20 protein-coding genes are annotated in these 21,803 nt (G+C 67.5%); 11 read left to right on the top strand and 9 right to left on the bottom strand.

The genetic code is table 11. The annotated features are described in order from the left end of the window. Positions 1 to 104: 104 nt before the first annotated feature. The 3 genes from VG561_RS14440 to ligD all read left to right on the top strand — a co-directional run bounded on the left by VG561_RS14440 (position 105) and on the right by ligD (position 4,084). Positions 105 to 503 carry a hypothetical protein gene (locus VG561_RS14440; protein WP_014035432.1) on the top strand — a complete coding sequence of 133 codons (399 nt, stop codon included), beginning with the start codon at positions 105 to 107 and terminating at the stop codon, positions 501 to 503. A gap of 164 nt (positions 504 to 667) precedes the next feature. Continuing rightward, entirely contained in the window at positions 668 to 1,588 is a 921-nt protein-coding gene (locus VG561_RS14435) for a Ku protein (protein WP_032958403.1), read from the top strand. Positions 1,589 to 1,591: 3 nt separating this feature from the next. After that, positions 1,592 to 4,084 (top strand): DNA ligase D, encoded by a 2,493-nt coding sequence (gene ligD, locus VG561_RS14430; RefSeq protein WP_262093428.1) that lies wholly within the window; start codon positions 1,592 to 1,594, stop codon positions 4,082 to 4,084. Between the two features lie 75 nt (positions 4,085 to 4,159). On the opposite strand, the gene VG561_RS14425 is transcribed toward ligD, so the two are convergent. From VG561_RS14425 to VG561_RS14410, 4 genes are all read right to left on the bottom strand, one after another. Next, the gene (locus VG561_RS14425) at positions 4,160 to 4,552 is read right to left on the bottom strand and encodes a hypothetical protein (protein ID WP_014645422.1); all 393 of its coding nucleotides are present in this window, start codon (positions 4,550 to 4,552) and stop codon (positions 4,160 to 4,162) included. Between the two features lie 164 nt (positions 4,553 to 4,716). Beyond that, positions 4,717 to 5,745, bottom strand: a complete 1,029-nt coding sequence (adhP, locus tag VG561_RS14420; protein WP_262093426.1) for an alcohol dehydrogenase AdhP — start codon at positions 5,743 to 5,745, stop codon at positions 4,717 to 4,719. A 96-nt stretch (positions 5,746 to 5,841) separates the two neighbouring features. Further along, the gene (eda, locus tag VG561_RS14415) at positions 5,842 to 6,480 is read right to left on the bottom strand and encodes a bifunctional 4-hydroxy-2-oxoglutarate aldolase/2-dehydro-3-deoxy-phosphogluconate aldolase (RefSeq protein ID WP_014645424.1); all 639 of its coding nucleotides are present in this window, start codon (positions 6,478 to 6,480) and stop codon (positions 5,842 to 5,844) included. Positions 6,481 to 6,597: 117 nt separating this feature from the next. Continuing rightward, positions 6,598 to 7,188 (bottom strand): cysteine dioxygenase family protein, encoded by a 591-nt coding sequence (locus VG561_RS14410; RefSeq protein ID WP_014645425.1) that lies wholly within the window; start codon positions 7,186 to 7,188, stop codon positions 6,598 to 6,600. A 240-nt stretch (positions 7,189 to 7,428) separates the two neighbouring features. Here VG561_RS14410 and VG561_RS14405 point away from each other — a divergent pair, with 240 nt between their 5' ends. Continuing rightward, positions 7,429 to 8,484, top strand: coding sequence for a LacI family DNA-binding transcriptional regulator (locus VG561_RS14405; RefSeq protein WP_041862907.1), 1,056 nt, complete (start codon positions 7,429 to 7,431; stop codon positions 8,482 to 8,484). A gap of 106 nt (positions 8,485 to 8,590) precedes the next feature. Here VG561_RS14405 and phhA read toward each other — a convergent pair whose 3' ends face one another. Further along, a complete protein-coding gene (phhA, locus tag VG561_RS14400; RefSeq protein WP_134808378.1) occupies positions 8,591 to 9,484 on the bottom strand; it encodes a phenylalanine 4-monooxygenase in 894 nt (297 codons plus the stop codon). 125 nt (positions 9,485 to 9,609) lie between these two features. Between phhA and VG561_RS14395 the strand changes: the two genes are divergently transcribed. Then, positions 9,610 to 10,095, top strand: coding sequence for an Lrp/AsnC family transcriptional regulator (locus VG561_RS14395; RefSeq protein WP_014645428.1), 486 nt, complete (start codon positions 9,610 to 9,612; stop codon positions 10,093 to 10,095). Positions 10,096 to 10,134: 39 nt separating this feature from the next. On the opposite strand, the gene VG561_RS14390 is transcribed toward VG561_RS14395, so the two are convergent. Next, positions 10,135 to 11,127, bottom strand: a complete 993-nt coding sequence (locus VG561_RS14390; protein ID WP_032958418.1) for a patatin-like phospholipase family protein — start codon at positions 11,125 to 11,127, stop codon at positions 10,135 to 10,137. Positions 11,128 to 11,331: 204 nt separating this feature from the next. Further along, a complete protein-coding gene (locus VG561_RS14385) occupies positions 11,332 to 12,351 on the bottom strand; it encodes a TIGR00266 family protein (protein ID WP_423179717.1) in 1,020 nt (339 codons plus the stop codon). Positions 12,352 to 12,508: 157 nt separating this feature from the next. Here VG561_RS14385 and VG561_RS14380 point away from each other — a divergent pair, with 157 nt between their 5' ends. Continuing rightward, positions 12,509 to 14,779: a TonB-dependent receptor gene (locus tag VG561_RS14380; RefSeq protein ID WP_075075932.1), complete on the top strand. Its 2,271-nt coding sequence runs from the start codon at positions 12,509 to 12,511 to the stop codon at positions 14,777 to 14,779. A gap of 133 nt (positions 14,780 to 14,912) precedes the next feature. Here the strand turns inward: VG561_RS14380 and VG561_RS14375 are convergent, their stop codons facing one another. After that, a complete protein-coding gene (locus tag VG561_RS14375; protein WP_014645432.1) occupies positions 14,913 to 15,752 on the bottom strand; it encodes an acid phosphatase in 840 nt (279 codons plus the stop codon). Positions 15,753 to 16,010: 258 nt separating this feature from the next. Between VG561_RS14375 and VG561_RS14370 the strand changes: the two genes are divergently transcribed. Continuing rightward, the gene (locus VG561_RS14370; protein ID WP_032962353.1) at positions 16,011 to 16,889 is read left to right on the top strand and encodes a hypothetical protein; all 879 of its coding nucleotides are present in this window, start codon (positions 16,011 to 16,013) and stop codon (positions 16,887 to 16,889) included. 11 nt (positions 16,890 to 16,900) lie between these two features. Next, the gene (locus VG561_RS14365) at positions 16,901 to 18,103 is read left to right on the top strand and encodes a DUF4785 domain-containing protein (protein ID WP_423179716.1); all 1,203 of its coding nucleotides are present in this window, start codon (positions 16,901 to 16,903) and stop codon (positions 18,101 to 18,103) included. 130 nt (positions 18,104 to 18,233) lie between these two features. On the opposite strand, the gene VG561_RS14360 is transcribed toward VG561_RS14365, so the two are convergent. Then, entirely contained in the window at positions 18,234 to 19,055 is an 822-nt protein-coding gene (locus VG561_RS14360; RefSeq protein WP_423179715.1) for an ABC transporter ATP-binding protein, read from the bottom strand. A 151-nt stretch (positions 19,056 to 19,206) separates the two neighbouring features. Between VG561_RS14360 and VG561_RS14355 the strand changes: the two genes are divergently transcribed. The 3 genes from VG561_RS14355 to VG561_RS14345 all read left to right on the top strand — a co-directional run bounded on the left by VG561_RS14355 (position 19,207) and on the right by VG561_RS14345 (position 21,755). Continuing rightward, positions 19,207 to 20,409, top strand: coding sequence for a DesA family fatty acid desaturase (locus tag VG561_RS14355; protein WP_014645436.1), 1,203 nt, complete (start codon positions 19,207 to 19,209; stop codon positions 20,407 to 20,409). Continuing rightward, positions 20,406 to 20,738, top strand: coding sequence for an EF-hand domain-containing protein (locus tag VG561_RS14350; RefSeq protein WP_014645437.1), 333 nt, complete (start codon positions 20,406 to 20,408; stop codon positions 20,736 to 20,738). The genes VG561_RS14355 and VG561_RS14350 overlap by 4 nt, the downstream gene beginning before the upstream one ends. A 198-nt stretch (positions 20,739 to 20,936) precedes the next feature. After that, on the top strand, positions 20,937 to 21,755 hold the full coding sequence (locus VG561_RS14345) for a hypothetical protein (RefSeq protein ID WP_423179714.1): 819 nt from the start codon (positions 20,937 to 20,939) through the stop codon (positions 21,753 to 21,755). Positions 21,756 to 21,803: the final 48 nt, after the last annotated feature.

The raw sequence follows: 21,803 nt of genomic DNA, 5'->3' as shown, positions 1-21,803 counted from the left end.
GCAGGTAAAGCCGCCGCGAACCTGGCGTCATGAACATCTCGCTCACCCGCTGGTAACGGCACCGCGCGTATTCCTGCCCACCCGCCCCGCTGCAGGAGCCGGCCATGCCCCGTCTTGAACGACCCGCACCGTCCGTGTTCAACGCCCTGCTCGATCCGCTCGGCCAACGTACCGCGCAGCGCCGCACGCGCCGCCATGAGGATCCGCAGGCGGTGGCCCAGGACTATCTGCAGTACATGCTCAGTGACTACGAGGAACGTCGCGGGCAAAGTCATCGCAACTGGCGTGACCTGTGCCCGGTCTATGCCTTCGCGTTGACCACCCATGCTGCCGACTGGCCGCGCGGTGACGCTGCCGATACCTGCGAGGAATTGGCCGAGCACTGGGAACAGATGCGCGGGCAGTCGCGGCTGGGCTGGTCGCAGGCGCGACCGGTGGTGGAGGACGCCTGGCGCGCGCTGGACCATATTCCGGCGGCGGCGGTGAGGCCGTTGCTGCAGTAGTGGCGGCCGCTGGCCGGCAACCCCAGGACACTTGAGGCCGCGAGCTCTGCCGGCCGGCGGCCGGCACTACCGCACCTGCGTGGAACCCACGTGCACGGTATCGACACGGGTGGTTTACACCGCCCATCTGAAGCTGGGTGCCCTGCCCCATCAGAGGTGCGTCCATGGCCCGCCCGATCTGGACCGGTACGCTGTCCTTCGGACTGCTCAATGTGCCGGTGTCGCTGATGTCCGGCGAACGCAAGGTTGACCTGCAGTTCCGCATGCTCGACTCGCGCGATCGCAAGCCGATCCGTTTCGAAAGGGTCAACGCCGACACCGGCGAGGAAGTGCCCTGGAAGGACATCGTCAAAGCCTATGAGTACGACAAGGGCAGTTATGTTGTGCTGGAGGAAGGCGACATCCGCTCGGCGGCGCCGGAAAGCCACGAAGCGGTGGAGGTGGAATCCTTCGTGGACGCAGCGCAGATCGACCCGCGCTACTACGAGAAGCCGTACCTGCTGGTGCCCGGCAAGAAGGCCGAAAAGGGCTACGTGCTCCTGCGCGAAACGCTGCGCAGTACCGGCAAGGTAGGCATTGCCCGGGTGGTGGTGCGCACGCGCGAGTACCTGTGTGCGGTGATGCCGCATGCGGACGCGCTGGTGCTGATGATCCTGCGCTATCCGCAGGAACTGGTGGATCCCGAGGACTACAAGCTGCCTGCCGGCAAGCTGTCCGACTACCGCATCACCAGCAAGGAAACGGCGATGGCCGAGCAGTTGATCGAGTCGATGTCCGGCGATTGGGACCCATCGCACTACCACGATGAATTCCGCGAGCGCCTGCAGCAGGTGCTGAACAAGCGCATCAAGTCCAAGGGCGGCACCACGCGGGTGGAAGATGAGCCCGCACCACACGAGGATGCGACAACGAACGTTGTCGACTTCATGGCGTTGCTGCAGAAGAGCCTGGATGCGAACAAGCGCACGCCGGCGAAGAAGGCCGCAACGCGCAAGGCAGCTGCAAAGTCGACGGTGAAGAAGGCCGCAAAGAAGACAACGAAGAAGGCTGCGAAGAAGGCCGCACCACGGCGCAAGGCAGGTTGAACCATGTCGCTGCACCAGTACCGGCGCAAGCGCCGGCTTGGCGGAGGCACAGGGCAGACGCCGGAGCCTGACGACACACCCGCACGCGGTGATCCGCAGCGGCGGCCAACCTTCCTCATCCAGCTGCATCATGCCAGTTCGCGCCACTATGACTTCCGCCTTGAGATGGACGGCGTGCTGAAGAGCTGGGCGGTGCCGAAAGGTCCTTCGCTTCGCGTCGGCGAGAAGCGGCTGGCCGTGGAAGTGGAAGATCACCCGTTGTCCTACGCTGGCTTCGAGGGCGACATTCCCGAAGGCCACTACGGCGCGGGGCACGTGGAGGTGTTCGATCAGGGCACCTGGGCCTGCGAAGGCGATCCACTGCAGGCGCTGGCAGCTGGAAAGATCGACTTCGTACTGCATGGACAACGCCTGGCCGGTGGCTGGAAGCTGGTGCGCACTGCAATGAAGGGACGCCAGGTGCAGTGGCTGCTGATCAAGCGCGACGACGAGCAGGCGCGCGATGCCGAAGCAGACGATCTGCTGGATGCGCACGTGCCCAAGCGCGCATCCACCGTGATGAAGCGCACTGGGCGGAAGGCAGGGCGTGCTGTGCCCGCCGCACGCACGGCTACCCGCAAGGCCGATGCACGCTGGCATGCGCGCGCGCTGAAACTGGACGGCGCACGTGACACGCCCTACCCGCATGGGTTCAAACCGCAATTGACCGATCATCGCGACAGCGCGCCGGACGGCGCGCGTTGGCTGCACGAGATCAAGTGGGACGGCTATCGCCTGCTGGCCGATCTGCACGACGGCGAGGTGAAGCTCCGCTCCCGCAATGGCCTGGATTGGACCGATGACTTCCCCGAGGTCGTGCAGGCCGTGCAGGCGCTGCCGGTGCGCGATGCGCGCCTGGACGGTGAGCTGGTGGTGCTGGACAAGGAAGGGCGCAGCGATTTCGCAGCGTTGCAGCGCGTGATCGATGGAAGCTCGAAGCAACCGCTGCGCTACATCGTGTTCGATCTTCCGGGTGTGGCCAACGCGGACATCAGTCGTGCGCCATTGCTGGAACGCAAAGCGCTGCTGAAGGATCTCATCGGACCGGTGCCCGGCATCCTGGCCTTCAGCGAACATGTGATCGACCAGGGCCCGCAGGTGTTCGATGCCAGTGGCCAGGCCGGATTCGAAGGCATCGTCAGCAAGCAGGTGGACGCGCCGTACGTGAACACCCGCGCGCGCAGCTGGGTGAAGGTGAAGCACGAAGACACCGACGAGTTCGTGATTGTCGGCTACACGGCCCCCAGGGGCTCGCGGGTGGGTTTCGGATCATTGTTGCTGGCAACGCCGGACAAGGAGGGTCTGCGCTATGTGGGCCGCGTCGGTACCGGCTTCGACGACGAGAACCTGCGCGCGCTGCTCAAGGCATTGCAGCCACTGGCAGTAAAGACGCCCGTGCTGCAGCTTCCGGCGCATGTGCCGTTCCGCGCCGCCAGCGTGCGCTGGGTGAAGCCGGTGACGGTGGCGGAAGTGGCGTTCCGTGGCTGGGGCAAGGAAGGCCTGCTGCGCCAGGCCAGTTTCAAGCGGCTGCGCAGCGACAAGCAGAAGGAGGACCTGGGAATGAGCAACGCAACGGCAGTTGCTGAAGCCGGGGGTGAGGTCCAGATCACGCATCCGGAGCGGGTGGTGTTTCCCAGTCAGGGACTGGGCAAAGGCGACGTGGCCGACTATTACCGGCGCATGGCGCGCTGGATCCTGCCCGAAATTGCCGGACGGCCGCTGTCATTGCTGCGCTGCCCCGATGGGGTGGGCAAGGCCTGTTTCTTCCAGAAGCATCATGGCCCCGGCCTGGGCGACGCGGTGCACGCGGTGCCCCTGCAGCAGAAGAGCGGCCGCGAGGACTACGTCTATATCGACGACGCACGGGGCCTGCTGCAGCTGGTGCAGATGAACACGCTGGAGCTGCATCCGTGGGGTGCGACCGTAGCAGACACCGAGCATCCGGATCGACTGGTATTCGATCTCGATCCTGGCAACGGCGTCAGCTGGGCACAGGTGAAATCGGGTGCACGTGATGTGCGTGATCGTCTGCAGCAGGTGGGCCTGGAGAGCTTCGTGCGGCTGTCTGGCGGCAAGGGGCTGCATGTGGTGGTACCGCTGCAGCCCAAGGCTGGCTGGGACGAGGCGAAGGCGTTCTGCGAGGCCTTTGCGCAGGCAATGGCAAAGGAGCAACCTGATCGCTATGTGGCGACGATGAGCAAGGCCAAGCGCAGTGGCGTCATCTTCATCGACTGGTTGCGCAACACCCGAGGGGCCACCAGCGTGTGCTCGTGGTCGCTGCGCGCGCGCGATTCCGCCGGTGTGGCAGTGCCGCTGCGCTGGGAGGAACTGGCGCGTATCAGTGCTGCCGACGCCTTTCCCATGGGCAAGGCGCTGGCGAGGGCGCAACGCCTGAAGAGTGACCCATGGCAGGGCATCGCGCAGTTGGAGCAGACGCTGCCGCGCATGGACCTGTAGAGCCGAGCCCAAGCTCGGCTGCCTGTGTCGATGTGCATGAAAGCCGAGCATGGGCTCGGCTCTACAAAGGCGGCGTTACCCTGCGTCGCGCGAGGCGCGGCGGCCGAACCACCAACCGGCCAGCAGTTGCAGCGGCAGCGATGCCAGCAGCGAAATGACGAACCAGAACGGGAAATCCGCACCGGCCGTCCACATCGCGTAGCCACAGCCCAGCGCGATCAGCGACCAGATCGAGAAGCCATGCGAACGCGGCCAGCAGGGGGCGTAATAGGTGGCAAAGGAAACGCCCGCGATGCCACCAAGAACGCTGAAGGTGAGGTCCCAGCCCAGCTGCACGCTGTTGTTGTCCGGCGACAGGCCCAGCAACGGGGGCAGCCAGCTGGCGACGCTGCTGACCAGCGCAAGCGACAGGACGCCGCCGATCAGGGCGACGATGGACAGGAACAGGGTCTTGAGCAGGCCGGGCATGCGCGCATTGTACGGCGGCCAGAGTGCCCGCGTTGCCGGCCAGCGGCCGGCACTACCGAACCGCCTGGGGTTTGCCGGCCAGCGGCCGGCACTACCGATGAATCGGCATGGCCGCCGCGTCCGTGGGAGAGGGGGACGGAGCGACGGCGGCCATGCACAGGCGGTCAGGCAGCGAAGTCGAGTACCACGCGGCCCTCAATGGTGCCCGCGTGCATGCGCGCGAACACGTCGTTGATGTTCTCCAGGCGGTCGGTGCTTACCGTGGCCGCGACCTTGCCTTCGGCGGCGAACTGCAGCGACTCCTGCAGGTCCAGCCGGGTGCCGACGATCGAGCCGCGCACGGTGATGCCGTTGAGCACCATGCCGAAGATATCCAGCGGGAAATTGCCGGGCGGCAGGCCGTTGAGCGAGACGGTGCCGCCACGGCGGACCATGCCCAGCGCCTGCTCGAACGCCTTCGGTGAGACCGCCGTGACCAGGGCGCCGTGCGCGCCGCCGATCTCCTTCCTGAGGAAGGCGGCCGGATCGGTGGTACGCGCGTTCACGGTGATCTGCGCGCCGAGCTGCCGGGCCAATGCCAGCTTGCTGTCGTCCACGTCCACCGCAGCCACGTTCAGGCCCATCGCACGGGCGTACTGCACCGCCATGTGGCCCAGGCCACCGATGCCGGAAATCGCCACCCAGTCGCCGGGCTTGGTGTCGGTGACCTTCAGGCCCTTGTAGACGGTCACGCCGGCGCACAGCACCGGTGCGATCTCGACGAAGCCCACGTCCTTCGGAAGCAGGCCGACATAGTTGGCATCGGCCAGTGCGTACTCGGCGAAGCCGCCGTTGACCGAGTAACCGGTATTGCGCTGTGTCTCGCACAGCGTTTCCCAGCCACCCAGGCAGTGTTCGCAATGGCCACACGCCGAGTACAACCAGGGGATGCCGACCCTGTCGCCTTCCTTGACGTGCCCTACCCCGCCTCCCACGGCCACGACGTGCCCCACGCCCTCGTGGCCGGGGATGAACGGCGGGTTCGGTTTCACCGGCCAGTCGCCCTCGGCGGCGTGCAGGTCGGTGTGGCAGACGCCACAGGCCTCGATCCTGACCAGTACCTCGCCCGCCCCCGGGCGTGGTACCGAGACTTCCTCGATCACCAGTGGCTTGCCGAACTCACGCACGACAGCGGCCTTCATGGTCGAATTCATGTTCGGATCTCCGTAGTGCGCTTGCCCACAGAATGACGCCGGCACGAGGCCGGCGCTTTGATCACGATCAAACCTTTGAAGATTCGCGGAGCAGGTTCAGCTGGCCAGCACGGACGCCTCGCGGGCCAGGCGTTCGATCGCCTCCCAGTCGCGGGTCTGCAGCAGTGCCGGGGTGGTCAGCCACGAACCGCCGACGCACAGCACGTTGGGCAGATGCAGGAACTGCGGCGCGGTCTGCGCACTGATGCCGCCGGTCGGGCAGAAGCGCACATCGGCGAACGGACCGTGCCAGGCCGCCAGCAGTGCAGCGCCGCCGGCCTGCACCGCCGGGAAGAACTTGAAGGTGTCCTGGCCATGCTCCAGGCCCAGGATCAGATCCGAGGCGGTGGCGGCACCGGGCAGGTATGGCAGGTCGGCATCACGCGCGGCCGCATACAGCGCCGGCGTGGCACCCGGGGACACCGCGAATCGCGCGCCGGCCTGCTTCGCTGCCTGCATCTGCGCGGCGTCGAGTACGGTGCCGGCACCGATCACCGCGTCCGGCACGGCCTCGACCATCGCCTTGATCGCATCCAGCGCCTGCGGCGTGCGCAGCGTGACCTCGATTACCGGCAGGCCGCCGCGGAACAGTGCCTGGGCGACGTCGACCGCTTCATTCACGTCTTCGGGGGTGTACACCGGGATCACCGGTGCCAGCTTCAACAGCGCGCGCAGGCGCGGATCAGCGCTGGACATGGTCTTGCTCCTTGCCCGACGGGGCATCGCGGATCGCCGCCGGGTACGGCAGCGCAGCGGCGCATGATGCCACGTGGCTCACGAAGGTGCTGGCAGCGTCGCCCCGCCCTGCCCCGGTCAGGCCGGGTCGGCCTGCAGTGCCTGGATGCGGCGCTGGTACCAGTCGCCACCGAGCGGGTCGAACACCGCCGAGCGCTCCATCTGCGACTCGTACACGTGCACAGAAATCGCCAATGCGTCGTCGCTGGCGTTGCGCAGGGTGTGGTACTCGTGCGGCGGGATCAGGCTGCCGGCACTGCCGCAGCCTCCGCGCAGCGTGGCGTGGCGGTGGAAACGCCAGCGCTCGCCGGCGCGCTCCAGCAGCTCGTAACGGGTGATCTCCAGTTCGCCCAACCACACTCCCTCCACACACCACATGGCATCGTGGTCGTGCAGCGGCGTGCCCTGCCCTGGGCCCCAGCTCATGGCGATCACGCTGTAGCCGTGTTCGCGGCTGTGGTACAGCGGACGTCGCGCGTAATGATCACTGACCGGCCGATGCACGCATTCGGGCAATTCGATGCGGCTGTCGGTTATGGCTTCCTGCAGCGCCAGCTGCAGGTCGGCGGTGATGCGCCCGGCATCACCGGCGGTCACCGCCGCATCGACCGCAGCGATCAACCGGTCGCGGCCACGGAACGGCGGAAACGGAGAGGTCTGCAGGTCCATGCACCTGACTGTAGCGGAGCATGGTTAAGGGAATGTTGGCGTTCGCGCGCGTCGCGTCCGCATTCAGGGTGAACACGCGCAGAAGAACGGTTCAGATGCAGAGGCACTAGAGCAATCACAAGGGAACCTCGCGCAGCAAAACGTGTCGAACACGACGCGATTCAGATCCGCTGCGACGTTCCGCAACTTCGCATCCGACGGGTGCAAGGCTAGAATTCTCCGACTTACCTGGTTCTATACATGTCAGTGCGAAATATGAGCGATGCCGCGTTGCCGGCATCGAAAGGCAAGGCTGCCACGATCAACGACATCGCACGACTGTCGGGAGTTTCCAAGAAAACGGTTTCAAGAATCATCAACAACTCGCCGCTGGTGCGCAAAGACACCCGCGACAAGGTCGAGGCGTTGATGCGCGAGGTCGGTTACGTGCCCGACCCGCTGGCGCGCGGACTCGCGTTCCGCCGCTCCTTCCTGATCGGCCTGGTGTATGACGACCCCGGCGCCCAATGCATTGTCGACCTGCAGCACGGCGCGCTGGAAGCGCTGCGCGGCACCGGCTATGAGCTGGTGGTGCACCCGTGCAACAGCCAGGATCCGGACTGTGCGGACGGCGTGCGCCGTTTCGTGCAGCAGCAGAAACTGCATGGCGTGATCCTCGGCCCGCGCGCCTCCGAATCGATGGCGCTGGCGCAGATGCTCGACGCGATCGACTGCCGCCACATCCGCATCAACGCGCATGCGTCGGAAGAAGACGTGCAGGCGGTGGTCACCCACGATCGCGATGGTGCGGCGGCGGCTGCGGGCTACCTGCTCTCGCTCGGCCACCGCGACATCGCGGTGATTGCCGGTCCCGGTGACCGGCGCGCTGCCCGCGAGCGGACCCACGGCTTCCTTGATCGGCTGGCCCAGGTCGGCGTGACCCTGCCGGGCGAGCGCGTGCTGGAAGCGGGCGACACCTTCGAGTCCGGCGTGCATGCCGCCGAACGCCTGCTGATGGGCGGACAACGCCCCAGTGCGATCTTCACCGGCAACGACGAAATCGCCGCGGGCGTCTACCAGGTGGCATTGCGTGCGGGCATCGCGGTGCCGCAGCAGTTGTCGATCGTCAGCTACGACGACAGCCCGCTGGCGTCGCGGCTGTGGCCGCCGCTGACGTCGGTACGCCGCCACGTCTCCGACATCGGCCGCATGGCTGCCGCGATGCTGGTGCAGACCGACGTACCGGAGGCGCCGGCTGCGGCCAGCGTGCATCCGCAACTGATGGTGCGCGGTTCCTGCCGGGCTGTGGACGGCTGAGTGTCCTGCCCTCGCCTGCGCCGTCGCGACAGAACGGTGCAGGCAACAACGAAAACGGCGCACCAGGGTGCGCCGTTTCCACTGCGGAGCGGTGTGCGTTACGCGCTTACACGTCGCCGCCGTCGGCCCAGCCTTCACCCGTGCCCTTCTGGAACACGCGGTCATCGCCCTGCACATCACCGGCCGGCAGATGCGCCTGGTCGGCCAGTGCCGCGTAGATCGGGGTGAAGTCCGGCGACGTCGCCTGCATCAGCTGTTCGAAGCTGTCGATGACGAAGTAGGTCTTCTGGAAGGTGTCGATGCGGTACTTGGTGCGCATGATCCGCTGCAGGTCGAAGCCGATGCGGTTGGGCGCGGTCGATTCCAGCGAGTACAGCGACTCGCCCTTCGACGACACGATGCCGGCGCCGTAGATGCGCAGGCCGTCGGGCGTATCGATCAGGCCGAATTCCACCGTGTACCAGTACAGGCGGGTCAGGTTCTGCAGTGCATCCGGGCCGATCGCGTGGGCCTTGACGCCGCCACGGCCGTACGCCTCCATGTAGTCGGCGAACACCGGGTTCATCAGCAGCGGCACGTGGCCAAACAGATCGTGGAACAGGTCCGGTTCGGCGATGTAGTCGATCTGGTCCGGGCGACGGATCCACCAGGTCACCGGGAAACGGCGGTTGGCCAGGTGGTCGAAGAAATCCAGTTCCGGCAGCAGGCCTTCAACGCCGACCAGGGTCCAGCCGGTGGCGGCGCCCAGTACTTCGTTGAGCTGGTCGAAGCGCGGAATCATGTGTGCGCTCATGCCCATCTCGTCCTGCGCGTCCAGGAACTCCTGGCAGGCGCGGCCGACCAGCAGTTCGCGCTGGCGCTGGTACAGCGTGCTCCAGGTGGCGTGGTCGTCGGCGCTGTAGGTGTCCCACGGTTGCTCGACGAGCGCGGTGGTATACACCGGCACGTAGCCCTTGTCGGTCTGCTGGTGTTCGACGCGGCGGGGCTGGGCGAGGTCCATGGGGCACTCCTTGACGGGATACCCACGATGCTAGGGCAGGGCGCGCGCAACAGGGTTGCAAAAGTTGCGTCGATTGGCCTTGTTGGCGCAATATCCTTGCGTACTCACCATGTTGCGGGGCAACAATGGCCGGAGAAGTCCAGTTCGATCGCACGGATATACGTCTACTGGCTGAAATCCAGCGGGATGGGCGCGCCACCAACGCCGAGCTGGCGACACGGGTGAACCTCTCGCCCTCGGCCTGCCTGCGCCGCCTGCAGCGGCTGGAAAGCGAGGGCGTGATCGTCGGCTATGGCGCGCGGCTGGAACCGCGCCAGCTGCGCCTGGGCCTGCAGGCCTTCGTGCGCGTGCAGCTGGAAAAGCATGACCAGGCCGCCATCGGCCACTTCGTGGACAGCGTGCAAGCGTGGGACGAGGTGGTGGCCTGCCATGCGCTGACCGGCGACATGGACTACCTGCTGCACGTCTACGTGCGCGACCTGGAGCACTTCTCGCACTTCCTGCTGGACCGGCTGCTCAACGCCGGCGGCGTGGCCGATGCCAATTCCAGCTTCGTGCTGCGAACGGTGAAGGGTTTCCAGGCGTTGCCGTTGTCGCAGCTGGAGCCCTGAGCAGCCACCAGGCGTGCCCGGTGGCCTGGCATCAATGGATCAGCACTTGTCCTTGCGGCCCATCAGTTTGCCCAGGCGCGAGGCTTCCTCGCACTTTGGTGCGGCCACCGGCGCGGGTGCCGCCGCGGCGGCGCGCGCGCGCTGCAACTGCTGGATCTTCGCGCGGATCTGCGGCATGGCCGCCATTGCGGCCTTCTCGCCTTCCAGGATCGCGGTGCCGCGCTGGCTGAAATCGGCGGCGCCGATGTCCAGTACCTTCGGACGGATGACGATGTCGGCGCGCGCCAGCTCCTGCTCGCCCAGGCGCTGGCCCATGATCGAGATGGACTGGTTGACGATGCCCAGCATGTCCGTCGGTGCCTTGCCGCTGGCCTTGCTGGAGATGTCCACGGCGATCACGAAGTCGGCGCCGAGCTGGCGCGCGGCATCCACCGGCACCGGGCTGACCACGCCGCCGTCGATATAGTTGCGGCCGCCGATCTTCACCGGCTCGAACACACCGGGGATGCTGCTCGACGCGCGCACCGCCTGGCCGACGTTGCCGCGCACGAAGATCGCGCGCTCGCCCGTTTCCAGCTGGGTGGCAACGGCGGCGAACGGCTTCTTCAGGCGCTCGGCGGGACGGTTGGCGACCTGCTCGTTGACGTAGTCCTGCAGCTTCTGGCCCTGCACCAGGCCACCGGAGAACAGGCGTACGTCGCGGATGCTGGCTTCGTCCAGCGCGACTGCCTTGCTCTGCATCTGGAAGGCGTCCATGCCGCTGGCGTACAGCGCACCGACCACGCTGCCGGCGCTGGTGCCGGAGACCACGGCCGGCTCGAAGCCGTTGGCTTCCAGCATCTTGATCACGCCGATGTGCGCGAAGCCCTTGGCCGCGCCGCCACCGAGGGCGATGCCGATCCTGATCGGCTTGGCCTGCGGCACCACGGTCGGTGCCGGCGGCGGCGTGGGACGGACCGGGTCGCCACCGCAGCCGGCCAGCAGGCCGATCAGGGCGACGGACAGCAGCATGCGGGGGCGGAACAGGCTCATCGGCAGTGCGCTCGCGGCGCCGGATTCAGGAAAGGGCGCCAGCATACCGAAGCCGTGGCGGGGCGGGCAGGGTGGGGGGAACTCCCTATTCAGCAAAAAAAACGTGAATCGCTTCTGGTGGGTGCGGACCTTGGTCCGCACAAATGCCTGGTCGCGCGCTGAAGGAATGTGCCAACCAAGGTTGGCACCTACCAAATGAGTGGGTCAGAACCGGTTGTCACCATCCAGCATCCGGCCCAGGCCGCCCAGCACCGAGCCTTCGCCGCGGCTCTGGCCGCCGCCCTGCGGTGCGGCCATCCACATGCGGCCGGCCAGGCGCGAGAACGGCAGCGACTGAAGCCAGACCTTGCCGGGGCCGGTCAGCGTGGCCAGGAACACGCCTTCGCCGCCGAACAGCATGCTCTTGATGCCGGCCACCCGGCGCACGTCCATGTCCACGCTGGAGTGGTAGGCCACCACGCAGCCGGTATCCACGTCCAGGCGCTCGCCGGCGGCCAGCTCGCGCTCGATCACGCAGCCACCGGCGTGGATGAACACCCAGCCGTCGCCTTCCAGCTTCTGCATGATGAAGCCCTCGCCGCCGAACAGGCCGGTCATGATCCTGCGCTGGAACTGCACGCCGATCTGCACGCCGCGCGCGCCGGCCAGGAAGCTGTCCTTCTGGCAGATCAGGCGGCCGCCGTGCTGGTCCAGTTTCATCGCCAGCACCGTGCCGGGGTAGGGCGCGGCGAAGGCGACCTTGCCCTTGCCATGCCCGCTCTGGGTGTAGACGGTGGCGAACAGGCTCTCGCCGGTCAGCACACGGCGGCCGGCGGCCATCACCTTGCCCATGAAGCCGCCCTGGTCACCGTTGGCAGCGCCAAACACCGTGTCCATCTGCACCGTGGCGTCCTTGAACATCAAGGCGCCGGCCTCGGCAATGGCGCTCTCGCCGGGGTCGAGCTCGATCTCCACGAACTGCATTTCATGGCCGACGATGCGGAACTCGATGTCGTCGGCGCGGCCGCTGGCGCCGGCGGTGACCGGGACCGGCGGCGGCGTGTTGGGCATGCCCGGGGCTGGAGCCTGCAGCTCGGCCACCTCGGCGATCGGCGTCCACCCGCTCATGCCCTGGCACCATGCCAGGGCGCGTGGATTGGCCTGCGCGTAGCGGCGTGCGGCCCCGTCATCAAGCGGGCCGATGCGCTCGGCCTGGGCGGAGGCATGGAAGTACCACTGGGTCATGGCGGCGGGTCCGTCGCGTGGAAACCCCGAGTCTAGCGAGCGCCCGGGGGTGCCGGCGACGGGGCCATGAACGGCGGGCATTTGCGGCGTAGGTGCTGTATTGCAACAATTATCTGGTAGCGCCGTTTTACCACCCCTCCAAACACAGCCTACCGCCATGTCCCCGACCCGCACTTCCCGTGGCCGATTTCCGGTCGCGCGCCCCCTCGTTGCCGCTCTTTCCGCCCTGCTGCCGCTGGTAGCAGCCGCCCAGGAAACCCCCGCTGCCAAGGATCCGGTTGCCCTCGACGCCCTGCAGGTGACCGCGCAGCGCCGTGTCGAGAACGCCAAGGACGTGCCGGTCGCGCTCTCCGCGATCCAGGGCGAGAAGCTGGATGTGCTCGGTTCGGCCGGCGATGACATCCGTTTCCTGGCCGCACGCGTGCCCAGCCTCAACATCGAGTCGTCCTACGGCCGTGCCTTCCCGCGCTTCTACATCCGCGGTCTGGGCAACACCGACTTCGACCTCAATGCGTCGCAGCCGGTGTCGCTGGTGTACGACGACGTGGTGCAGGAAAGCCCGCTGCTGAAGGGCTTCCCGCTGTTCGACCTGGCCAACGTGGAAGTGCTGCGTGGTCCGCAGGGCACGCTGTTCGGCCGCAACACCCCGGCCGGCGTGGTCAAGTTCGATTCGGCGCGACCGTCGCAGGATGCCGACGGCTACGTGCGCGTGGGCTACGGCAGCTACAACAGCTGGAACGTGCAGGGCGCCTACGGCGGCCCGCTGACCGATCGCTGGTCGGCACGCGTCTCGGCGATCTACCAGCGCCGCGATGACTGGGTCGACAACACCCGCGTCGGCGCTCCCAACAGTGGCTTCGAAGGCTATGACGAAGCCGCCGGCCGCGTGCAGTTCCTGTACGAAGGCGATGACTTCGAAGCGCTGTTCAACCTGCACAAGCGCAAGCTCAATGGCACCGCCCGCCTGTTCCGCGCCAACATCATCGAGAAGGGTGGCAACTCGCTGGTCGAGAACTTCGACCGCGACAAGGTGGCCAACGACGGCGTCAACTTCTCCGACCTGAAGACCTGGGGTGGCAGCGCGCGCCTGCAGTGGAACCTCGGCTCGGTGACGCTGCACTCGATCACCGGCTACGAAACCGCCGAATCGCTCAACCGCGGTGACATCGACGGTGGCTACGGCGCGGCGTTCCTTGGCGCCGGCAACTACGGCCCCGGCCTGATTCCGTTCTCGTCGGAGTCGGCTGACGGCCTGCCGCATCACCGCCAGTGGACGCAGGAAGTCCGCATCGAGTCCAACGAGTGGGGCCGCTTCGACTGGCAGGCCGGCGTCTTCTACTTCGATGAAGACGTGACCATCAACAACTTCAACTACGACTCGCTGGCCCCGGGCAATCCGCAGACCGGCCACGTGGTGCAGAACCAGCGCAACAAGGCCTGGGCGGTGTTCGCCTCGGGTGACTTCGATGTCACCGACCGCTTCAAGCTGCGTGCCGGCGTGCGCTACACCCAGGACAAGAAGGACTTCAGCGCCAGCGTGCTGCAGGCCGTTCCGTTCGGCACCCCGGTCAGTGGCCCGTACCTGGCCAACACCGACGTCAACGACGTCAGCTGGGACCTCAGCGGCGTCTACAAGCTGACCGACGACATCAACGCCTATGCCCGTGTGGCCAAGGGCTTCCGCGCGCCGTCGATCCAGGGCCGCCTGGCCTTCGCGCCAGGCCTGTCGCAGGCCGATTCGGAGAAGGTGATCTCGTACGAGGCCGGCATCAAGGCCGACCTGTTCGAGCGCCGCGCGCGCCTGGGCCTGAGCGTGTTCCGCTACAACGTCGATGGCCAGCAGCTGATCGCGGTGGGCGGCAGCAACAACACCGCCACCCTGCTCAACGCCGACAAGACCATCGGCCAGGGCGTCGAGCTGGACCTGGAGGCCTACCTGGCCGACAACGTCCTGCTGACCTTCGGCAGCAGCTACAACGACACCGAGATCAAGGACAAGAACCTGGCGGTGGCGATCTGCGGCGGTGGCTGCACCATCACCGACCCGACCACGGTGATCAACGGCCAGACCTATGCGCTGGTGAACGGCAACCCGCTGCCGCAGGCGCCGAAGTGGATCCACAACGCGACCCTGCGCGTGGGCTTCCCGCTCAGCGATGGCAGCGAGCTGTACGCCTACACCGACTGGGCCTACCGCAGTGCGGTGAACTTCTTCATCTACGAGTCGCCGGAATTCCGCGGCCGCAGTTCGCTGGAAGGCGGCCTGCGCCTGGGCTACAACTGGGATTACGGCCAGTACGACGTGGCGGTGTTCGGTCGCAACCTGACCAACCAGACCCGCGTGGTCGGCGCGATCGACTTCAACAACCTGACCGGCTTCCTCAACGAGCCGCGTACCTGGGGCGTGGAGTTCACCGCGAAGTTCTGATGCGGTGGCTGCGTTGATGCAATGCAGAAGGGCCGGCGCAATGCCGGCCCTTCTGGTTTCCTGCTTCGTGTAGAGCCGAGCCTGCGCTCGGCTGCTCTGAGCCGAGCATGGCTCGGCTCTACAGAGGCGTGGCCTACAGCGCGCTCTGCGGGCGCACCTTCAGCACCGCATTCTCGGTGGCGCAGTCGCGGCTGGAGTGCCGACCGGCCTTGCGCGCCGCCTCGATCTCCTTGCGTGCGGCCAGCAGGTCCTTGTTGAAGGCAGCGTTGTCATGCAGGCGGGCCACGGCGGCCGCGCCCATGAAGCGGCCCTCGAGGATGTCGCTCTGCCAGTGCACGTTGCACACCAGGCGGCTCTCGCCGTAGTTGCGGCCGCGGGCCTGGATGGCATCGGCGCGGTCCGGCGCGATCTCCGACAGGATCAGGGCCCAGGCCCAGCCGATCGAGGTGTGGCCGGACGGATAGGAACCGTTCTTGCGCAGGCCGTCCTCGTCCTTCGGCGAGCAGGTCGGCTCACCGTTGACCATGAACGGGCGCGGGCGCTGGTAGTGGTTCTTGGCCGCCTTGGTGGCGGCGCTGGCGTCGATCCGGCTGCGCTCCAGCAGTCGGTACAGCGCCGGGGTCTTCACTGCATCGACGTCGATGTCGGCGGCGCAGGAGAAGTGGTTCGCGCCTTCGGGGAAGCCGAGTTCCGCATCGACGCCGGCCTGGGCGAAGCGCGGGCTGCCACGCAGCGCGCGGGCTTCACGGCTGACCTGTTCGTCCAGGGCGAGGGCGGCCGAACCGGCCGCCGGTGGTGCCGGCACCAGGTCCAGGCTGGCCGGAACCGCGCTCGTGTCCAGATAGCCCACCGCCTTGGTGGTGATGTTGGCTTCGACGGCGGTCGGCTTGCTGGCGGTGGCTGCGCAGCCAGCCAGGACCGCGACAACGGTGAGACCGAGCAGTGGGCGGGGGGTGTGGGAAATCAGCGACATGGACGGCTCCAGAGGAAAAACATCGCGTCATGATCGCAGCCCGTATGCGACACCGCAGTGGCCATCGGTCATACGGCCAGACCCGGCATGGTCATCGGGGCAGTATGAAAAACGTCATCGAGTGTCGTCAGTCTCCTGAATCCGGGCGCAGCGCACGGACTTTCACGCGCCTGCGCCGCGAGCATCGACACAACGGGGTCGAGAGGCCGTCCAGTTCCAGCCGGGTCGGGGGGATCCACTGACAGAGGGAGAGAAGCGATGCGCAGCACCGCAACAGGAAGTACCGTCCTGGCCCTGCTCCTCGGGCTGGCAACCGCCCCGGCGCAGGCCGCCGACGTGGTCGGCGTGGCCTTCGTGCATGGCACCGGCGCGCAGACCAATGCCACCCAGGACTACTGGCAGCCGGCGATCATCGACACCGTGCGCCAGGGCCTGCCGAACAGCAGCAACTACGTCGTCATCAACTGTGACTTCACCCAGTACATGTGGAAACCGGAAGCGGCCGGTTGCCTGGCCAACCAGCTGACCGGCTTCATCGACAGCCGTGGCATCACCCAGCTGGTGGTGATCACCCACTCCAACGGCGGCAACGTGATGCGCTGGATCCTGTCCAACCCGACCTACGACAGCCGCTATCCGAAGATCATCCGCACGGTGCGCAAGGTCAATGCGCTGGCTCCGTCCTCGGCCGGTACACCGCTGGCCGATGCAGTGCTCAACGGCAATACCTTCGAAACGTCGCTGGGCTGGCTGCTGGGCTACAAGAACGACGCGGTACGCCAGCAGCAGGTGGCAAGCATGGCCACCTACAACGCGCAGAACCTGTACGGCACGGCCGGTCGCCCGGCGCTGCCCAAACCGTTCCGTGCGGTGGTCGGCAGCGATGTGGAATCGGCGGTGTGGGACAGCAACAGCTACTGCGGTGGCTACGCCGCCAATGTCGGCCTGGAGTTCACCCAGAACTGGCTGTCGTCCTGCTCCGATGGCTTCCTGGAGTGCAGCAGCCAGAAGGCTGCCGGCACCACCTGGTTCACCGACAAGGCACGCACCCAGGGCGCCGAACCACTCAGCCACAACCAGAGCCGGCGCGAGTGCTTCGGCCTCGGCACCCTGCTGCGCAACGACCTGAACCAGTGAGGGAGATGACCATGACGAACCATTCCACCCTGCTGGCCAGTGCTTTGCTGGCCGTGCTGTCCCTTTCCGCAGCGCAGGCCGCGCAGCCGCTGCAGGCCGCCCGCGCGGGCGATCAGGTGCCTGCCGCACTGGTGGCCGCGCCGCTGCCCGCCGATGAAAGCGAGCACGCGCCGCTGTCCTTTGCCTGGGCGCTGGACCCGGCACAACCGCTGCAGGCGGCCACGCCGTATGCCTCGGTCAGCCGCAGCTACTGGCAGCAGGTCGATGGCACGCAGCTGCAACGCGGCCTGGACCTGCCGCTGACGGCGCCCGATGCGGTGATCCAGCTGAGCCCGGCCGCAGGTGCCCGCGCGCTGCCGGCCAACACCCTGCAGGTGCGCGACCCGGCCGGCCGCAGCAGCGTGGCCCGCAGTGTCGATGCGCGCGCGCTGCAGGATGCCGGCATGCCGGTGAGTGATGGCAGCAGCATGCTGCGCACCGGCGCGACCAGTTCGGCCGGTGCGTACACGCTGCAGAGCACGCAGGCGCAGGGCCGCTATGTGGTGCAGGTGCTTGAGCCGAACAGCCCGCTGCGGCTGGAAGTGCAGGCCAACCAGGCGCAGGTGCTGGCTGGTGGCAACGTGCAGCTGCAGGCACGCCTGCTGGAAGACGGCGCCACCACCGCGCAGCTGGCATCGCGCCGTGGCGGCCTGGGCGGTGAAGCCCTGCTGGTCGCACCGGATGGCCGCAGCTGGCCGCAGCGCCTGCTGCGCACCACCGACGGCAGCCTGCGCGCGCAGGTGCGCATCCCCGCCGATCTCGGCAGCGTGCAGGGGCTGTGGGAACTGCAGGTGTTCGCCCAGGCCGATGGCGTGCTGCGCGACGGCAAGGTGGCTTTCGCGGTGGCACGGCCGACCGCGCGCTTCAGTGGCCAGGCGGCACCGGACCCGTCCAGCCGCCAGGTGGCACTGCCGCTGCAGGTGGCCGCCGCTGGCCGCTACGAAGCACGCGGCACGCTGTACGCCACGGCCCGCGATGGCCAGTTGAAGCCGGTCGCGCAGGCACATGCGGCGGCGTGGTTCGATGGCGCGGGCGCAGGCCAGCTGGTGCTGCCGTTCGACCAGGCCGCATTGCCGGCCGGTTTCGGTGCGCCGTACGAACTGCGCGACCTGCAGCTGCAGGACCAGAGCCGGATGGCACCGATCGAGTCGCGCGCGCTGGCGTTGCGGTTCTGAGCACGGCGGTGGCGGGCCGGGATATCCGGCCCGCTGCATTGCATCCTGTAGAGCCGAGCCGATGCCCGGCTGCTGTCTGCCGTGATCAGGAGCAGCCGAGCATCGGCTCGGCTCTACAGTGGCATGTCGATCACCCCGCGTACGCGGTCAGCCGGCCTTCCTGCTCGCATACGGTGATCGCGCCGCCGAACACCGCCGACAGCGGTTCGTTGCGCAGCAGCTCGGCGCGGGTGCCGTCGGCCAGTACGCGACCATCGCGCAGCAGCACCACGCGCTCGATCTCGGGGATGATCTCTTCGATGTGGTGGGTCACCAGCACCAGGGTGATGCCCTGCTGCGCCAGCACCCGCATGGTCGCCACCAGCTGCTCGCGGGCGACCAGGTCCAGCCCGGTGGAGGGTTCGTCCAGCAGCAGTGCCTGCGGTCGATTGACCAGCGCGCGGGCGATCAGCACGCGGCGGGTCTCGCCGGCCGACAGCTCGGCATAGGCGCGCTCGCGCAGCGACAGGGCACCGGTCATCGCCAGCGTTTCGCCGACGCGTGCACGCATGTCGGCGGTCACCTCGCGGAAGGCCGGCACCACGTAGCTGGCGAAGAAGCCGGACAGCACCGCCTGTTCCACGGTCAGGCCGGGCATGTCGGCCAGGTTGCTGCTGAGGTCGCCGGTGACGATGCCCAGCTGCGAGCGCAGCCGGTCCACCTGCCAGCGGTTCTGGCCCAGCACCTTCACCGCCACCGTGCCGTCACCCTGGGCCAGTGGATACAGTTCGCGGGTGATCAGCTTGATGAAGGTGGATTTGCCGCAGCCGTTGGGGCCGAGCAGGGCGGTGTGCTGGCCCTGCGCGATGCGCAGGCTGAGCCCGTGCAGCACCTTCACCTGGCCGCGCACCACGGTGGCGCGGTCCAGTTCGATCAAGGGGGGCAGCTCCGCGACGGGCGGGGCGGCGGTCATGGCGCTGGCGCGTGGATCAAGGCTCGACAACTCAGGTCCCCAACTGTGAACGGTGCCACGGATGGCGATGCGATACATCGCCGCAGGGATGCAGTTTGCAACGCAAGCGGCCATCATGTCTGCCATCCCCGCGTCGATCCGGAGAGCCGTCATGCCTGATGCCCTGATGTCCCTGTTGACCGGTGGTGTGCTCGGCCTGGGGTGGTGGGCCATGCTGGCAGTGCTCCTGGTCTTCACCCAGATCACCATCTTCTCGGTGACCCTGTACCTGCACCGCAGCCAGGCCCATCGCGGGGTCGATTTCCACCCGGCGCTGGCCCACGTGTTCCGTTTCTGGCTGTGGCTGACCACCTCGATGATCACCCGCGAGTGGGTGGCCATCCATCGCAAGCACCACGCCAAGGTGGAGACCGAGGACGACCCGCACAGCCCGGTCACCCGCGGCATCGGCAGGGTGTTCTGGCACGGCGTGGAGCTGTACCGGGAGGCACGCGGCATGCGCGCGGACATCGAACAGTACGGGCGCGGTACCCCGGACGATGCGATCGAGCGCCACCTGTATACCCCGCACGCCACGCTGGGCCCGGTGCTGCTGCTGGTGATCAACAGCGTGCTGTTCGGCCTGCCCGGCGTGGCCCTGTGGGCGATCCAGATGGCATGGATCCCGTTCTGGGCAGCCGGCGTGGTCAACGGCCTGGGCCACTGGTGGGGCTACCGCAACTACGAGTCTGCCGATACCTCCACCAATCTCACGCCGTGGGGGTTCTGGATCGGTGGCGAGGAGCTGCACAACAACCACCATGCCTTCCCCAGCTCGGCGCGCTTCGCGATGCGGCGCTGGGAATTCGACATCGGCTGGAGTGCGATCCGCCTGCTGCAGGCGCTGCGCCTGGCCAAGGTGCTGCGGGTGGCACCGGCCATGGACGTGCGTCCGAACATCGCCGTGCCCGATGCCGAGACCCTGAAGGCGCTGCTGTCGCACCGCTTCCAGGCGATGACCGACTACCAGCGCAATGTGTTCATGCCGGCCCTGCGCGAGGAAGCCGCCCAGGCCGGAGCCAAGCTGCGCCGCCTGCTGCCGCGCCGGCTGCGCCGTGGACTGGTCAACGATGGTCGCTGGCTGAAGCCGGACAGCCGTGCCCAGCTCAGCGCATGGGTGGCACAGCGCCCGCGCATCCGCACCCTGGTCGAGTACCGCGCGCGGCTGGCGGCGTTGCTGGAAGCCCGAGGCCACGACGCCGCCGAGCGCCTGCACCAGTTGCAGGCGTGGTGCCGCGAGGCCGAGGAAAGCGGTATCGCGGCGTTGCAGGCCTACGCCGCACGCTTGAAGGGCTACAGCCTGGTGGGCGCGTGAGGGCAGGGTACGGGCTTCTGCTGGCGGCACTGCTGCCGGGCGCGGCGCTGGCCCAGGTCACCGACACCGCCAGCTATCTGCAGCGGATGGACAGCGATGGCGACGGCAGGGTCAGCGAGGCCGAGTACGTGCAGTGGATGCTGTATGCCTTCGACCGCATGGACCGCAACGGTGATGGTGTGCTGACGGCCGAGGAGCTGCCCGGTGGCAAGGGCAGGGCGATCAGCCGCGAGCAGCAGCGGCAGGTGATCGTGCAGCGCTTCCACAAGCAGGATGCCAACGGTGATGGTTTCCTGGATGCGCGCGAACTGGCGGCGCCTCCGCGCTAAAGATTCCCGGCGTGCTGCCGATGGTGGGTTCGACGCGATCCCGGGTACCGGTCGATCCGCACGGGTAAGGCGATCTGGCATGTCGACCGCGATGGATCGCGGTAGGGGGAAGGACATGGAAGGGAGTGCGGTGCCATTGCGATGATCGATGCCGAACGGAATCGCCTGCACTGGCCCGACACGACCCAAGGATCCCCCATGAAATCGAACCCACCCCTGCTGGCGGCCGCGCTGCTCGGCAGCCTCGTCATCGCCTCGCCTGTGCTGGCCAACGAGCCACCCCCGACCGCCCCGTCCGACACGGCGACGGCTGCAGACGTTCCCGCCGCTGATGCCGGCGTTGTCGCCGCCGTGGCGGAGCTGCCTGCCTGGGAAAGCCGGGTGCCGGTGAGCGTGAAGCTGCAGATGGGCGCGGATGGCCAGCCAGTCGGCGACAAGACGCTGCGCCTGGTGCAGCGTTCCACCACCGGCAAGCTGGTGGCCGCGCAGGTTGCCGTGTCATTGTTTTCCGGCACGCTCGGCGGCAGCTCGTTCAAGAAGGACCAGCTGAAGGGAACCCGGGTGGAGACCGTTCCGAACCCGGCCTTCGGTTACCTGCAGGACCAGGTGCGCATGCGCCTGGCGGAGTACTTCACCGCGCATCCGGGCGCTGTGCCGGCAGAGGTACGGCCGGTGCAGATCACCGCCGATGGCTTCACCCTGATCTACAAGGAACTGGGCGATGCCGATACCCAGTACGAGCTGCGCCAGACCCAGCACGTCGGCTTCCCGTATACCCGCAAGCTGTTGCGCCTGGTCGGTGGCGAAGGCGTGCAGTGCCAGGTCGACGCACCGGTGGCCGCACCCCTGGAAGCCTGGCAGGCCGGCGACTATGCGTTGGTCAAGCAGACGGCCGAGCGCTACAGCGACCAGTGCCTGGCCCGGTTCGTGGAAACGCTGCCGTCGCTGTTCCCGGACCGTTCCGCCGCTGCGGCACCGGTTCCGGCGGAGCCTGTGCGCGCCGGCCAGGGCGCCTGACACCGGTCGATGCCGGGGATCATTCCCCCGCATCGACGGCCACGTGCC

Source organism: Stenotrophomonas sp. CASM110, from assembly GCF_049384345.1.
Classification (GTDB): domain Bacteria; phylum Pseudomonadota; class Gammaproteobacteria; order Xanthomonadales; family Xanthomonadaceae; genus Stenotrophomonas; species Stenotrophomonas muris.
The sequence above is the reverse complement of the archived record's forward strand: the minus strand, read 5'-3'. Positions and strand labels throughout refer to the sequence as shown.

What these genes read in the sequence shown, in the direction of transcription:
- VG561_RS14440 (WP_014035432.1), top strand. Translation starts at nt 105, where the DNA reads ATGCCCCGTCTTGAACGACCCGCACCGTCCGTGTTCAACGCCCTGCTC.
- VG561_RS14435 (WP_032958403.1), top strand. Translation starts at nt 668, where the DNA reads ATGGCCCGCCCGATCTGGACCGGTACGCTGTCCTTCGGACTGCTCAAT.
- ligD (WP_262093428.1), top strand. Translation starts at nt 1,592, where the DNA reads ATGTCGCTGCACCAGTACCGGCGCAAGCGCCGGCTTGGCGGAGGCACA.
- VG561_RS14425 (WP_014645422.1), bottom strand. Translation starts at nt 4,552, where the DNA reads ATGCCCGGCCTGCTCAAGACCCTGTTCCTGTCCATCGTCGCCCTGATC.
- adhP (WP_262093426.1), bottom strand. Translation starts at nt 5,745, where the DNA reads ATGAATTCGACCATGAAGGCCGCTGTCGTGCGTGAGTTCGGCAAGCCA.
- eda (WP_014645424.1), bottom strand. Translation starts at nt 6,480, where the DNA reads ATGTCCAGCGCTGATCCGCGCCTGCGCGCGCTGTTGAAGCTGGCACCG.
- VG561_RS14410 (WP_014645425.1), bottom strand. Translation starts at nt 7,188, where the DNA reads ATGGACCTGCAGACCTCTCCGTTTCCGCCGTTCCGTGGCCGCGACCGG.
- VG561_RS14405 (WP_041862907.1), top strand. Translation starts at nt 7,429, where the DNA reads ATGTCAGTGCGAAATATGAGCGATGCCGCGTTGCCGGCATCGAAAGGC.
- phhA (WP_134808378.1), bottom strand. Translation starts at nt 9,484, where the DNA reads ATGGACCTCGCCCAGCCCCGCCGCGTCGAACACCAGCAGACCGACAAG.
- VG561_RS14395 (WP_014645428.1), top strand. Translation starts at nt 9,610, where the DNA reads ATGGCCGGAGAAGTCCAGTTCGATCGCACGGATATACGTCTACTGGCT.
- VG561_RS14390 (WP_032958418.1), bottom strand. Translation starts at nt 11,127, where the DNA reads ATGAGCCTGTTCCGCCCCCGCATGCTGCTGTCCGTCGCCCTGATCGGC.
- VG561_RS14385 (WP_423179717.1), bottom strand. Translation starts at nt 12,351, where the DNA reads ATGACCCAGTGGTACTTCCATGCCTCCGCCCAGGCCGAGCGCATCGGC.
- VG561_RS14380 (WP_075075932.1), top strand. Translation starts at nt 12,509, where the DNA reads ATGTCCCCGACCCGCACTTCCCGTGGCCGATTTCCGGTCGCGCGCCCC.
- VG561_RS14375 (WP_014645432.1), bottom strand. Translation starts at nt 15,752, where the DNA reads ATGTCGCTGATTTCCCACACCCCCCGCCCACTGCTCGGTCTCACCGTT.
- VG561_RS14370 (WP_032962353.1), top strand. Translation starts at nt 16,011, where the DNA reads ATGCGCAGCACCGCAACAGGAAGTACCGTCCTGGCCCTGCTCCTCGGG.
- VG561_RS14365 (WP_423179716.1), top strand. Translation starts at nt 16,901, where the DNA reads ATGACGAACCATTCCACCCTGCTGGCCAGTGCTTTGCTGGCCGTGCTG.
- VG561_RS14360 (WP_423179715.1), bottom strand. Translation starts at nt 19,055, where the DNA reads ATGACCGCCGCCCCGCCCGTCGCGGAGCTGCCCCCCTTGATCGAACTG.
- VG561_RS14355 (WP_014645436.1), top strand. Translation starts at nt 19,207, where the DNA reads ATGCCTGATGCCCTGATGTCCCTGTTGACCGGTGGTGTGCTCGGCCTG.
- VG561_RS14345 (WP_423179714.1), top strand. Translation starts at nt 20,937, where the DNA reads ATGAAATCGAACCCACCCCTGCTGGCGGCCGCGCTGCTCGGCAGCCTC.